We start from the raw sequence: 14099 nt of genomic DNA, 5'->3' as shown, positions 1-14099 counted from the left end.
TAGGTTCGAGTCCTACTCCCTCCACCATTTTATTAATTTTATATTTTATGATAATCGTAGGGGTATAGTTTAACGGTAGAACAGAGGTCTCCAAAACCTCCAGTGTGGGTTCGATTCCTACTACCCCTGTTTTTCTTATCATGGCGATCATGGCGAAGTGGTTAACGCACCGGATTGTGGTTCCGGCACGCGTGGGTTCGATCCCCACTGGTCGCCCCATTTAAAATATTGGGCTATAGCCAAGCGGTAAGGCAACGGTTTTTGGTACCGTCATGCGCTGGTTCGAATCCAGCTAGCCCAGCCATTTATGCGGAAGTAGTTCAGTGGTAGAACACCACCTTGCCAAGGTGGGGGTCGCGGGTTCGAATCCCGTCTTCCGCTCCATTTGTATTTAACATTTTCATTTAAATATCATATACTATTTATATCGAGGCGGCATAGCCAAGTGGTAAGGCAGAGGTCTGCAAAACCTTTATCACCGGTTCAAATCCGGTTGCCGCCTCCATTTCTATTTATGCCGGTGTGGCGGAATTGGCAGACGCGCACGACTCAAAATCGTGTTCCTCACGGAGTGTCGGTTCGAACCCGACCACCGGTATTTGTTAAAACTATTATAACGGCGTTTTAGCGGTTTAATCAATCGTTGAAACGTCGTTTCTTGCGTTCTATCTTCGTTGAACGTTCCTTCTTTCATATGATAGTATTGGCCAGGTAATTTACTGCTCAGATACAATTTCTTGGTAAACCTACCTCCGTAATCCAGTGTAAATCTTTAGTTTCAACGTTATGTGCCCCCTGTTGAGGGGTTAACAAATACCATTATTAATTCTACATATTTTTAACCTATAAAACTTAGCTGAATCAATTGATGTTGCATAATTTTGGGACTCCTATCTGTAACTATCCTTCTATCATGCTTGTTTACTGGCACACTTTCCTCACCTTCATCTATGAAAAAGTTAGCAGACATTTCCCTATCCTTTAAACAAATAGATCGTCCAAAATCTATACAGAACAACTTGTTGGGTTTAAGATAAAGTTTCGCCGTTTGTAATAAATTTCGACTGTTTATAAAAAAGTTGCACCGTTTTACCCCTCTGTATATGCTCGTTTAAAGAGCTGTTTATTACGACCACGTATGGTATTGGTTCGGTCATTCTTGCTATAAGATAAGTAACATGTTAATATTTATAATGAACGTTCTATATGGAGGTAGTTACATGAAAAAATCACAGAAAAAAGAAAATATAATTAACACAGCTGAGACATTATTTTATCAGCATGGTTTTCATGCAATTGGTGTAAAAAATATATTGGAGCAAGCAGGAGTAGCAACAATGACCATGTATTATCATTTCAAGTCGAAGGAAGATGTTATCAAAGAAATATTAATTCAAAGGGAAAAACAATATTTCCAATTGTTAGAAGCTAGAATCGACAGAGAGAATGATATTAATCAGTATGTTGAGTCGCTAATTAATGCGCACTTAGAATGGATAGAAACTGAAGGTTTCAATGGTTGTTTATTCTTAAGAGCGAAACAGGAATACGAAGGTATCAACGAAGAAATTGCTTCAATAAGTAGAGACCATAAGAAAAGACTTTTAAACAAAATTGAAAATGATCTGAAGCTCCTTAATGCTCCCAACTCTCTTAGTATGCAAATATCTATTATACTAGAGGGAATAACATCAATGGTTCAAATACTAGAGTTAGATAAGGTGAAAAAGACGGCACTTGATTTAGCGAAAAGTATTCTGGATTCCGAAAAATGAATATAACAGAAAATAGGTAGAGAATAGTGTCTTAAATTTACATTGTTCTCTCTATTTTTCACTTAATTATTATAATGAACGTTATATATATAAAAGGAGAGAACTATTATGAATCCAAAAAAATTAATAGCAGTGGGCTTACCAATGATTGCCGTGACGTATGGTTTGTCTCGGTTTAGTTATGGTCTAATGCTTCCATATATTAACGAAACAATTAATATGGATCAATCCACTAGTGGCGTCATCTCGTCTTTATCATACATCGCTTACTGTATAGCAATACTATTTGCAATGGTGTTTTCTAATAAAGTTACTCCAAAATCCTTTCTTGTGGTAGCTGGATTATCATCGATTGTTGGTTTGGGTATAATATCTATTTCCTTTAATCCGGTAGTACTAGGTTTAGGGATATTTTTAGCAGGGTTGAGTACAGGGGTATCATCGCCGCCATACGCTAATATTGTTAGCACTAATGTAGAAACAAGGTTTCAGAATCAGACGAATTCATGGATTAATTCCGGTACAAGTATCGGAACAGCTAGTACTGGGGCAATTGCAATCCTTATGACTAATAGCTGGAGAGAGACATATTTGATATTTATGATCATTGCTATTTTTGTGCTTATTGTTAATTATAAAGTACTTCCAAAACATCAGAGTTCAGAAAGGAAGGGAACGGTTGGCTACTCTAAAAAAGAATGGGGACGTTCTTTTCAACTAATTATTGCATCTTTCTTTATAGGAATATCCTGTTCGGCATATTGGACATTCTCAAGAGACTTTATATTAAATTTGGATAGCGTTCCTACATACCTAGGAGAGTGGTTTTGGGTCATTATAGGAGTAGCAGGCTTATTGGGAGGAACTGCTGGTGCATTTATACAAGAGTTTGGGTTAGTGAGTGCGTATAGGCTTTCTGTATTAACAATTTCAACTTCTTCCCTTATCCTTGGAATTCATCCAGGTAACAATATAACAGGATTCCTGTCACCAGTACTGTTTGGAAGCTCTTATATTTTCATAACAGGGGTCTTCATCGTCTGGGGGATTTCCGTGTTTAAAACTAATCCATCATTCGGACTAGGAATACCGTTCTTAATACTTGCACTGGGGCAGGCCATAGGGTCCATTATATCAGGAGTAGTAGCCGATATATCAGGATATTATATACTTTTTATCGGTGCTTCTATAATTGGTTACGTAACCTTAGTATTTAAACCTAAAGTAAATTAGATATTTTGCTTATACAACAAAAAATGATCAATCTTTTTTTCTCTTTGGGGTAAAACCAGCAACTGGTTCTACCCCTTGTTGTCTAATGACCCTTCTTGAAATAGTTAACCCTATAACCCGGCCCCTCCAGTTGAACGAACGTAACAACCATTTTAGAGCAATATGAGAATGATATTGCACTGTTGGGAACAGTAGATTTCAGACGAATTGTTGAAGTATTTAATCAGAAGGTTGAGCAATTTCAGTCAAATGAAGAGCAATAAGATTTAAACATTGCATCTTTAAAATTGATACTATTTTAATAAGCAATAAAGAAAGCGTATACAGTAACGGTAACAGTAACTGCAATTTCAATGTTTAAAAATTTGTGGGGTTTTTCAGGAGCCTCGATAGAGCCACTAGGGATAACAATCGTTATCGAACCATTAAACAAAAAAGAAAGCAATATTATTACTAGTGTGCCAGAAACAGTTGCTCTCGTAGAAAAAGTGAACCGTCCATCTATTCAAGTTCTAGCAGATTTATATCATATGATGGAAGAAAATGAATCCCTTGAAAATATCAAAACAGCAAGGTCTTATTTACAGTATGTGCATGTAGCTGATAGCGGAAGAATGGTGCCAGAAACAGGTACTTACCCGAATGTGCTTTAAAAATCAGCTAGATAAAAGTGGCTACCATAAAAGGAATCTCTATTGAATGCCAGTGGAATGATTTTCTGAATGAGTTAGCACGAACAAATACATGTTTAGATCATATTTTTCGTGATCTATAAGCACGTATAAAACAAGGGGGATTAGGTCATGGAAAACATATATGAGTCAATTGAAAAGTTTAATATTGTTTACCGAATGGTTGATGTTGATTTTCAAAAACAAGATTTTTTTGTCCACTCTCATAATTTTTATGAAATTTATTTTTATCACAATGGGGATTGTAAATTATTGATTAATGATGACATTATTGATTTGCAGAAAAATGACATATTTATTATGAATGGCTCGAGTTTACATGGACCTTCACCAGAGCCTAATAGTCCATATGAACGAAGTGTGATTGAATTTTCTGATGAGTGGATTCGACCGATTCTCGATAAAATGAATGCACCAGAACTCTTATCACCTTTCGATGAATTATCGAATTCATTATTACGAAATGTGGATAAGGGGGTATATGAAAAAATAATGCAACTGGTTAAAAAAATGCAAATTAAACAAATCCAGCAAAGAGATCATCATAAAACGGAGATTCAAAAGCGTTTATTGGAAGCGGAAATTTCGACATTATTGATTGAATTATTATTTATAATATATGAATTAAGCAAAGGAAAATTAAATAGTGTTCCGTCAGACAATAATGAAAAGAGTTGTCATGTTAATCGTATTATTTCATGGATTGACCAGCATTTTCAAGACGATATTTCATTGGATGACATCGCTAGTTCCCTTCATATAAGTAAATACTATATGTCAAGAATATTCAAAGACATCACGGGGATGACCATTATGCAGCATTTAGTGCATCGTCGCTTAGCACGAGCAAAATATTTATTAGAAATGCAATCAAATAAATCGATATTAGAGATAGCAATAGAGGCTGGATTTGATAGCTCATCACATTTTAGTCGAAAGTTTCGAGAATGCTATTTAATTTCACCCTCTGATTATCGTAATAAAATGAGAGAAAGGTCAATGCCGAAAACACGACTGGTTAAGGGAGCAATTTTATGCAACCGCTTTAATAAATAGTGCAACTAGTGACAAGTAATACATTCTCAATCACGATATCCTTGTATTATATAAAATCAGAATATTCAGTAGGACAATAAAAAAGCTGATTTAGAATGGGAGGGAAAGTCTTGAATAAAGACAGAGCAGAAATGGGAACAAATGTATCCGTGTTGTCTAACGAAAATGTAGAATCTATTAAAAAGAAAAAGAGAAAATCCGCTTTTTCATGGTATCTATTTTTGTTGCCAAGTTTTGTAGGTATCTTATTATTTATGGTGTATCCAATATTAGAATCATTTCGATTAAGCTTTTTCCAATCGAATGGTACGATTGAAAATTTCATAGGATTAAAAAACTTTCAACTCGTTTTAACATCTAAAACATTTTGGAATACTGTTTGGAATACTTTCTTTATTGCATTCTTCCAAATTGTAATAACTATTCCATTAGGATTCATTTTTGCTTCTATGATTAATTCGGTTCGAAGAGGTCAGAACTTTTTTAAAGTTGTTTATTTCTTACCGAATGTAACATCAATTGTAGCAGCTGCGATGATATTTCAATTTGTATTACACCCTGAGATGGGAGTTGCAAACTATGCTTTAGATGCTATCGGTTTGCCAACATCTTCATGGTTCTCAGATCCGTCTAGCTCTAAATGGGGTGTAATTCTATTAGCAGTATGGCATTGGATTGGTTTTGTCATCATTATTTGTTTAGCTAATTTGCAAGCGATCTCACCTGAAATGTATGAAGCTGCAAGAATTGATGGTGCTACTCGGATACAACAATGGCTATTTATCACGATTCCTAATATGTCAGGTACTTTCGCTTTCTTATTGATCACAGGTTGGATCGGTGGTTTGCAACGATTTAATGAAGTGTATGTGCTTGGTGGACCGAACGGTAGTCCTGCTCGGTCAATTCAAACCATGGGGGCCTTCATTTATGAACGAGGTTTCACAGGATTTGAATTTGGTATCGCCTCGGCAGCAACTTATATTATGTTTATCATTATTTTAATCTTTACTTTTATTAATTTAAAAGTATCTAAAATGAACCTGTAGAGGTAAGGGAGGTAAGAAAATGTATCAAAAGTCGATGGACAAACTAACTGGAACAGTAAAGTTCGTAATCCTGTTAATATTCGGTGTGCTGTTAATGATGCCTTTTATATGGATGGTGAGTGTAGGATTTGATCGAACTGCAAATATTACGATGCCTTTTCCACCACGACTGATTCCAGAGGAAATCTCATCATTTAACTTCGGAATTGTATTCGAAAATGGTCGTTTGATTCAATCATATATTAATTCTGGAATAGTAACGACAAGTTCTGTTGCCCTTCAGGTAGGTGCTTCCTTATTAGCAGGTTATGCCTTTTCGAAAGGAAGATTTAAATACAAGAGATTACTTTTCATTTTAGTATTGTGTACCTTGATGATTCCTATGGAACCAAGATTGATTCCATTATATACATTATTCAACTCTTTTGGTTTATTAAACTCTTTTTGGCCATTAATCTTGCCAACGGTAATCAATGGGATGCTTATCTTTTTATGTAAGCAATTCTTTGATCAATTGCCGACCACACTTAGAGAGGCCGCACAAATAGATGGAGCTGGTGAATTTCGTATTTTCTTTGCTGTTTATTTACCGTTAGCTGGACCGATTGCGGCAACAATGGTTATTCTTTCTTTTATTTGGAGTTGGAATGATTTTATGTGGCCATTAGTAGTTCTTAACGATCAAGAGCTTCACACTGTACCACTATATCTCGCAAGTTTTTCACTCGAGAATGGTACTAGTTTAGGTGGTTTAACGATGGCATTAGCCACTGTTAGTATAATACCAATCGTAGTATTGTATCTTTTCTTGCAAAGATACATTATTCAAAGTATCGCTTTAAGCGGAGTAAAGGGGGAATAGATAACTCTGCTTTCAGTCATTATTGAACCTACAAATTAACAGGGGGTAAAAAAGTGAAAAAAATCAAATGGTCATTATGGTTAGTGATTGCGTTGTTATTTTCAATGGTTATTATGACAGCTTGTAGTTCTGATGATGAAACAGGTGGAGAGTCTGATGCAGGTTCTGATACGAATGAAGAAGAAGCAAGTTCTGAAGGTGGAGAGAATTGGGAAGGCCAATCGATCAATGTTCAATTGATCGGGGACTTTGATCTGGAAGATTCAACAGATCCAACTACTGGTGAAAACAGAAAAGGTTTACAGGATATTAAAGATCAATTCGAATCTGAGCATCCTGGTGCTACTGTCGAATTTACACTGATGCCGTGGGAAGGGTATACGGAAAAAACACAAGCAATGTTAACTTCTGGTGACGCAGATGTGTATCAAATGCCTGGTATCGCAGATTTTGCAGCACAAGGACTGCTTGAACCGCTACAGCCTTGGATAGATGAAGATGATGAGTTCACAACCGATATTTTCATTGATAATCAGATGGAAGGTTGGATGGCATTAGGACCGGATAGTGATGAATTGGAGGTATATGGTTTACCATTTTTAGGTGATGCTCGTTTTATTGCTTATGATAAACAGTTATTTGATGAGTGGGGAGTAGAATATTTGTCGGATTATCCTACCATGGATGAAGTTGCCGAAAAGACAAAGCAATTGACGGGTACAAATCCTGAAACTGGTGAGGAAAACCACGGAATCTGGTTCCGAGGTGACTGGTCTTCTGCTTTTACATTAGTTAACCTTGCTGAAGGACAAAATGGACGATGGGGAACAGGCTTTGCATGGGATGAAGTTGAGTTTGAATTCGATAGTCCTGAAATGGTCTCTGGTCTTGAGTGGTTACTTGAAATGCAAGAATATGCACCAGAAGGTCTAGTGAGTAATCAAGGTTCAGAAAAATGGTTAACACATGACAATGATATTGGCATTATGTTAAATCAAGGCCCCGGATTAATTATTCAAGCCAAAGCACAAGGATTAACTGACAGAATTGGGATTGTTCAGGAATTCAAGAATGATGACGGCATAGGTGGTATGTTTGCTGGATCTCCTATCACTATGGCTGCCGACAGTGAAAACAAGGAATTAGCTTGGGAATGGATGAAGTTTGCAACAAGTGAGACTGTACAGAAATATATATTTGAAGAATCTGATGCAAATCCTTCCATAAAAGCTGTTGAAAACTGGGATAGCTATGCTGAAGTTGAACATCTAATGGCTCCAACAATTGAGGCAATGAGTACACCATATACGACTCCTCGATATCATTGGGCATCTTCTCAACCTCGTTTCATCCTAACGTCTGAAGTGGAAGCTGCTCTAACAGGTGAAAGGTCGGCACAAGAAGCATTAGAAAAGGCGCAAAAAGAAAGTGTGGAATGGTTAGAAAATCGCTAATGAGTAAAGTAAAACTATACTCTTTAAGGTTTGGGAATTATTGATCCAATGGATTGTTAACAAAACTAATCAATGGGTTAGTTGTTCCAACCATCTTAGTTTAACTTAAAGTATGTAATAGGCTTACAAACGCTTAGCACCATGATAAATGGAGGCAAACAAAAAGGGAGGTAATTCCTCCCTTTTTGTACTATAATTAACTCTCTTTGAAAAAAGGAATGATCGCTGTGCATCCAGATGGTTTTATTTATCGGTCAATGGTATGGCTAACAAGACTAGCTTACTTAAATTTATTATGGATCTTTTTTAGCCTACTGGGGTTAGTTATTGGTGGATTCTTTCCTGCATTAACGGCTATGTTTGCGGTGGAGAGAAAATGGATTACAGGCAATACGTCATTTGCTATATTGCCGTACTTTTGGAATGTGTATAAAAGTAATTTTAAGTCATCAAATATATTGGGTATTCCATTAATTTTATTATTTTTGTTAATTTATCTCAATCTGCAATTCACACAAATATTAGGTCAATTTTTTGGGAGTATTTTGTTATTATTTTTATTTGCAGTATCTTTTTTGGTTATTATTATTTTTTTGTACGTATTCCCAACGTATATTCATTATGATGTACGATTGATCGAATCGTTAATATTCTCTTTTATAATTGCTTTATCTGCACCAATGCAAACTTTCCTAATAATGATAAATTTGATAGGATTTTTAATTATTACACTTTATTTACCCGGCGTTTTCTTTTTATTTGTTGGAAGTGCCTCAAGCTTAATTATTATGTGGTTTGCCTACAGAGCGATGATACAAATTGAAAATCGAAAAGAGTTAATTGTCCGATATGAAAAATAATGTCAAAAGGAGTCAGAAAAATGGATACTCGAAAATATTGGATAAGAACGATGCAACAGATAGTAAAACCAGTCATAGACGCCGCAAGTGTTGGGGAATTGAAAAAGCGAATGCCTGTCGAGGAAGTCGAAGGGGCAGGTCGTGAGCATTATTCGCAATTAGAAGCGTTTGCCCGTACCATTAATGGAATCAGTCTGTGGCTGGAACATGAGTGTGGTGATTCGGAAGAGGCAAAATTACAAGCAAGTTTTGCTGAGAAAGTTCGCCAAGGGATTGCTCATGCGGTAGATCCGATTTCCCCTGATTATATGAATTTTTCGGATCAAGGCCAGCCGTTAGTTGATACCGCCTTCTTTGCGCAAGCAATACTGCGTGCTCCAACTCAACTATGGGAGAAATTAGATCCCTCGACCCAAAAAAAGGTTATTACTGCCCTAAAGCAGACACGTGCTTACAAACCACACTTTTCAAATTGGTTATTGTTTTCAGCAATGATTGAAGCATGCTTATACCGAATAGGGGAAAAAGATTGGGATCCAATGCGGATTGATTATGCCTTAAAACAATTTGAACAATGGTATGTAGGTGATGGGCATTACAGTGATGGACCTGTTTACCATGCTGATTATTATAATAGTTATGTGATTCAGCCGTTTCTGGTTGATATTGTCGATGTGGTTGGTGAAGAATATTCTGAATGGCAGGAGAAACAAGAAATTTTGATTGAAAGAGCAAAGCAATATGCGTTGTATCAGGAACGATTGATTTCTCCAGAAGGAACGTTCCCACCAATTGGACGGTCACTTGCCTATCGTTTTGGAGTCTTTCATCATTTAGCCAACCAGGCTCTTCTCTGTAAATTACCACCTTCTCTTCATGAGGCTCAGGTGAGAGAAGGGTTAACAGCTGTCATTAGGCGTACGTTTCAGTCACACCATATGTTTGATGAAAACGGCTGGTTGACAATCGGTTTGACTGGACATCAGAGGACAATCGGAGAGCATTACATATCGACAGGAAGTCTGTATTTAGCTACTTTTATATATTTGCCATTAGGTCTTGATGTAAAGGCATCATTTTGGAAAGCGCCTGCAGAAGACTGGACAGGCAAAAAAGCTTGGAATGATCAAGACTTTCCAATTTATCAATCTATTAAATAAAAAAGGCGGGGATGGTTTGAAAGGTATCTATATTATGAATAAAGAATCTTTTCCACTTGTTTATTATGATTCGATCAGAAGTGAAATTCGTCAGCTTGTTGACATAGATCGTGACGTAATTAGGGCTGAGGAGGAGTCAGATCATCATGTTTTAAAACACGTAGATGTTATGGTATATGAAATCTGGGCTAATGATTCAAGGTGTAACCCTAGTTGTCTACAAGGGAAGGAAACTTACGAATATAGAGAAAGATTATTCCCTATTGACTAAAAAACACGAGTAAAAATCGTGTTCCTTCTGTAATGTCGGTTCGAACCCGATTACCGGTATTTTTAGTACTTTTCGAGTTAATTTTAATATTAGCATTTTGCGTTAGAATGTTGATATATCAATGTTCTAACGCTTCTTGTGTTTTTAAAGTTTACGATAGAAAACGATAGATTTTAGCTCCTTTTCAGACATTTTTTTCACAACCATATTGTTTAATTTGGTTAGAATCATTTAAGAGCTTATTTGCAACCTATTGAAATAAGCTCTTAAATGATTCTTAGTCAGCATATCAATCTTGATCACACAATTAGTCTTTCCTTTCTTAGATTGTTGAGTAGAGAAACTTTTTTAGCAATTGAGAAGAAACCCTCAGCAGTCATGTGTGATAAATTTATAAAAAGATACGATTGTTATGAGGTTGTGTGAAAAAAAACTCTATTTATAGAGTCGTGTAACAAAGCAAATAGATTTGTATGGTTATGTAGAGATAGATTTGTGAAGGGAGTTTTGACCAAATGAAAGATATTTTTAATCAATTACACACAGAGGAAACTTTAAATCGTATTGACAAATTAAGCGCAAATTCAAAACCGCAATGGGGTGAAATGGATGTTGCCCAAATGTTAGCACATTGCTCATCTTTTCAAGACATTGCAATGGGAAATGCTTTCCCTGAGAGAGGTTGGTTAGGGATATTAATAGGTAAGTTTGTGAAACCAATTTTTTATAACGACAAGCCATTATCTCAAAGTATGTCCACAATCCCCACCATTTTGATTGTAGAGGAAAAAGAATTTGAAACAGAAAAGGAAAAACTTAAACAAAAAATTGTAACTTTCCAACATAATGGTCCACAGAAGTGTACATCTCACCCACATCCTTTTTTTGGTAAACTTACTCCTGATCAATGGGGAAGAGGAATTTATAAGCACCTTGACCATCATTTAAAACAGTTCGGTGTTTAGTTAATCTGAAAAGATATATGAGAAGAAAGTAATTTTGGATGTTTCACTTCCATTATTATCATATATACTTTGAAAAGTTTACTAATATTCTTTTTACCAATTAGGCAATTATATTAGCTGGTTCATATCAAGTTAGATTGATTGACCGTTCAGAATTAATGGACTGGATGATTGAATATTATAAAAGTGCATAATGATTTTTAGTGCATAATAATTTTTATTGAAGTATATAGCTGATGTTTAAAAAAACATTATATTAGAAAAGATCGAGTTATTTGTGAATGTTCAAGCACCTATTTTACTATCACTTACTTCGGCATATTGTTTAACATTCTCTCAGACAGGTTATATTTTAAGTAAGATAAAAAAATTATTATTGCTAGGAGGTATTCATTATTCTATATAAAGCAAGTTCAATAGAGTCATGTAATGTAAGGGCGTCAGATGATGAATTAGGGAAAGTAAAAGACTTATATTTTGATAGTGAAAAATGGACGGTACGTTATTTAGTTATCGATACGATGAAGTGGTTACCAGGATTAAGGGTGCTACTATCTCCCGTTTCTTTTGATACTGTGGACCCATCAAATGATCAAATCTCTGTATTGGCATCTAAGCAACAAATAAAAGATGGCCCATCAGTTGATGAACATAGACCTGTTTCAAGAAAGAAGGAAATGGACCTACATGCGTACTATGGCTGGCATCCATATTGGATTGGAAATGGATTATGGGGTACCGCAGATATGCCAATTGCCTATCAGCCAAATGAGGTAACTAGTGAGGTAATGGAGAAAAATGAATCCATTGATGACGGTGATCCTTATTTAAGAAGTGTAAATGAGCTTAAAGGACATGTTACTGGTTATACAGTCAAAGCCATCGATGAAGATATTGGTAATGTTATTGATTTCGTGATAGATGATCAGTCATGGGCGATTCATTATTTAATTATCGATACCGGTGATTGGTTACCAGGGAAAAAGATAGCCTTATTACCAGAACTAATTGATTCCATCGATTGGAACAAGAAGGAGTTAACTATTAACCTCAATTCAGGCGAAGTAGAGAAAGAATCAGTTGAAGATGAGTCTATTTTAAATTTAGATGAGGTTACAGCGGAAACACTTAGAAAGAGAAGCCTTGTAAAATAAAACCTTCATAGCTAGAATCGTCGTTGGTTATAATATGAATGAAACCCTTCTTAATAATAGAAGGGTTTTACTTTATCCGATTATTCACATACAATTACCTGTCTCGAGAAAAGCGCTTTTTTACCCTTATTAGCAACACATCGATCGACTATCGTAAATCCAGCCATCACTATCATCTCATCCATGTCTTCGATAGTAATAATGACAACTCTATCTGCAATCCTTTTCGCATGCTTGATTATCGAGTACTGCTCTTCTGGAGTCACTTTCGAATAAAGGTTGTAAGGCATATCAATGATCGCCACATCATAATGGCCTTCTTCATCGACAATATCTTTGACTTCCACTATTCCCACATAGTTAAAATAATTGATATTTTTTCGTGCCCCTTTTACTACTAGTGGATTGCGGTCAGAGCCGACAATCTGTATCCCCATCGAGAGTGCTTCGACAAGTACGGTACCTATTCCGCAACATGGATCGATTACGCGGACACCTGATGGATCTGGAACTGCTATATTTACAATAGCCCTGGCCAAACGTGTGCTTATTGCTGTCGAGTATTCTTCAGGTTTTTTCAGATGATGAAGCCATACGGGTTCGCTTTCCTTATAAATGCCGAAGTACCAGCGCCCTTTATACGGTACAATACCAAAAAGGATATCAGGGTTTTTCATCTTCGCCTTTCCAATGATATTCCAGCCAATCTCACTTTCAATCATTCGTTGTTCTGCGAATTCTATTTTCTGTTCAGTGAACAGATCGTTTATTTTTACGAAAAGCACCTTAAATGTTTGGTCTCTAAGCTCGATTTGATCAACTTTTTCAACAATTGCCTGAATAGATTTGCCAGAGAAAAGAATGGAGAGTTTCCCCTTTATAAATGGGCTCCTGCTTGGTTCGATGTTTAATGCACTTTTTACAAGGTTATCTGATTCTTCTCCGAAGAGCACTCTTTGCTCTAATGCACAGAGAGAGCTTTCTTCGAGAGCATGTGTGTAGGTGTATAGGTATTCTGATGCTTGCAAATTAAGTTTTGTCATGTTTTGTGTACTAGCCCTTCTTCGATTATTAACCAAATAGTATTAATCTTATTATAACTTATAAAACCCTATGATAAGGAGGAATTTCTCGGTCCTTGTATAGGAGGGTATCGTCCAAGTCCTCTATATCCCGATCAAAAGACTTTAACTCATGGGTCAGACCCTAGATATGGACAAATGTTCAGGAGGAGGGTTAGACCCATTTTTATAATTTCGATTTTATTCCATGTGAATGAACACTATTGTGGTAATTTTATATCTAATGAGTATAGTATAAGCCATAAACATTACTTGGTTTAGAGAACGTATTGAAAAGAATATGAAGTGTGTATAACGTAGAGTACGGTCCACCGGTATTAGCATTATACACAAATTAAACAAAATATTACTATCATACAAGTATGGAATTCCTTTTGACAACCTTTAAATGGATGGAAATATATTGGTAGAAAAAAATCCTTGCCATAAGTGTCAATATGGTTGTCATTTGAATAATATTTTAAGTTGCTTTAAAACCAAACTTGG

Annotated in this window: 13 protein-coding genes and 6 tRNA genes; 18 read left to right on the top strand and 1 reads right to left on the bottom strand. The window is 36.0% G+C overall.

Annotation, left to right across the window (positions count from 1 at the left end; translation table 11 throughout):
- Positions 1-58: 58 nt before the first annotated feature.
- From GHT08_RS14545 to GHT08_RS14460, 18 genes are all read left to right on the top strand, one after another.
- Positions 59-129: transfer RNA gene (locus GHT08_RS14545), tRNA-Trp, on the top strand.
- Positions 130-143: 14 nt separating this feature from the next.
- A tRNA-His gene (locus tag GHT08_RS14540) sits at positions 144-219 on the top strand.
- A gap of 10 nt (positions 220-229) precedes the next feature.
- A tRNA-Gln gene (locus GHT08_RS14535) sits at positions 230-304 on the top strand.
- A gap of 5 nt (positions 305-309) precedes the next feature.
- Positions 310-384, top strand: a tRNA-Gly gene (locus GHT08_RS14530).
- Between the two features lie 47 nt (positions 385-431).
- A tRNA-Cys gene (locus GHT08_RS14525) sits at positions 432-505 on the top strand.
- An 11-nt stretch (positions 506-516) separates the two neighbouring features.
- Positions 517-598: transfer RNA gene (locus tag GHT08_RS14520), tRNA-Leu, on the top strand.
- Between the two features lie 622 nt (positions 599-1220).
- Positions 1221-1775 (top strand): TetR/AcrR family transcriptional regulator, encoded by a 555-nt coding sequence (locus GHT08_RS14515; protein ID WP_163582117.1) that lies wholly within the window; start codon positions 1221-1223, stop codon positions 1773-1775.
- Between the two features lie 108 nt (positions 1776-1883).
- Complete coding sequence (locus GHT08_RS14510) at positions 1884-3008, top strand: MFS transporter (protein WP_163582116.1); 1125 nt, start codon at positions 1884-1886, stop codon at positions 3006-3008.
- A gap of 353 nt (positions 3009-3361) precedes the next feature.
- On the top strand, positions 3362-3661 hold the full coding sequence (locus GHT08_RS14505; RefSeq protein WP_163582115.1) for a TIM barrel protein: 300 nt from the start codon (positions 3362-3364) through the stop codon (positions 3659-3661).
- A gap of 150 nt (positions 3662-3811) precedes the next feature.
- On the top strand, positions 3812-4756 hold the full coding sequence (locus GHT08_RS14500) for an AraC family transcriptional regulator (RefSeq protein WP_163582113.1): 945 nt from the start codon (positions 3812-3814) through the stop codon (positions 4754-4756).
- Positions 4757-4866: 110 nt separating this feature from the next.
- Positions 4867-5805, top strand: a complete 939-nt coding sequence (locus GHT08_RS14495; protein WP_238343588.1) for a carbohydrate ABC transporter permease — start codon at positions 4867-4869, stop codon at positions 5803-5805.
- 19 nt (positions 5806-5824) lie between these two features.
- Positions 5825-6667, top strand: a complete 843-nt coding sequence (locus GHT08_RS14490) for a carbohydrate ABC transporter permease (protein ID WP_163582111.1) — start codon at positions 5825-5827, stop codon at positions 6665-6667.
- A gap of 53 nt (positions 6668-6720) precedes the next feature.
- Positions 6721-8121 carry an extracellular solute-binding protein gene (locus tag GHT08_RS14485; RefSeq protein WP_163582110.1) on the top strand — a complete coding sequence of 467 codons (1401 nt, stop codon included), beginning with the start codon at positions 6721-6723 and terminating at the stop codon, positions 8119-8121.
- A 227-nt stretch (positions 8122-8348) separates the two neighbouring features.
- Positions 8349-8981, top strand: a complete 633-nt coding sequence (locus GHT08_RS14480; protein WP_163582109.1) for a YesL family protein — start codon at positions 8349-8351, stop codon at positions 8979-8981.
- Positions 8982-9001: 20 nt separating this feature from the next.
- Positions 9002-10141, top strand: a complete 1140-nt coding sequence (locus GHT08_RS14475) for a DUF2264 domain-containing protein (RefSeq protein WP_163582107.1) — start codon at positions 9002-9004, stop codon at positions 10139-10141.
- A 16-nt stretch (positions 10142-10157) separates the two neighbouring features.
- The gene (locus tag GHT08_RS14470; protein ID WP_163582105.1) at positions 10158-10412 is read left to right on the top strand and encodes a hypothetical protein; all 255 of its coding nucleotides are present in this window, start codon (positions 10158-10160) and stop codon (positions 10410-10412) included.
- 515 nt (positions 10413-10927) lie between these two features.
- On the top strand, positions 10928-11377 hold the full coding sequence (locus tag GHT08_RS14465; RefSeq protein WP_163582104.1) for a DUF1569 domain-containing protein: 450 nt from the start codon (positions 10928-10930) through the stop codon (positions 11375-11377).
- A gap of 392 nt (positions 11378-11769) precedes the next feature.
- The gene (locus tag GHT08_RS14460; RefSeq protein WP_163582122.1) at positions 11770-12531 is read left to right on the top strand and encodes a PRC-barrel domain-containing protein; all 762 of its coding nucleotides are present in this window, start codon (positions 11770-11772) and stop codon (positions 12529-12531) included.
- An 80-nt stretch (positions 12532-12611) separates the two neighbouring features.
- On the opposite strand, the gene GHT08_RS14455 is transcribed toward GHT08_RS14460, so the two are convergent.
- A complete protein-coding gene (locus tag GHT08_RS14455; RefSeq protein ID WP_163582121.1) occupies positions 12612-13574 on the bottom strand; it encodes a TRM11 family SAM-dependent methyltransferase in 963 nt (320 codons plus the stop codon).
- Positions 13575-14099: the final 525 nt, after the last annotated feature.

It is taken from the genome of Gracilibacillus saliphilus, from assembly GCF_010994085.1.
GTDB lineage: Bacteria > Bacillota > Bacilli > Bacillales > Amphibacillaceae > Gracilibacillus > Gracilibacillus lacisalsi.
The sequence above is the reverse complement of the archived record's forward strand: the minus strand, read 5'-3'. Positions and strand labels throughout refer to the sequence as shown.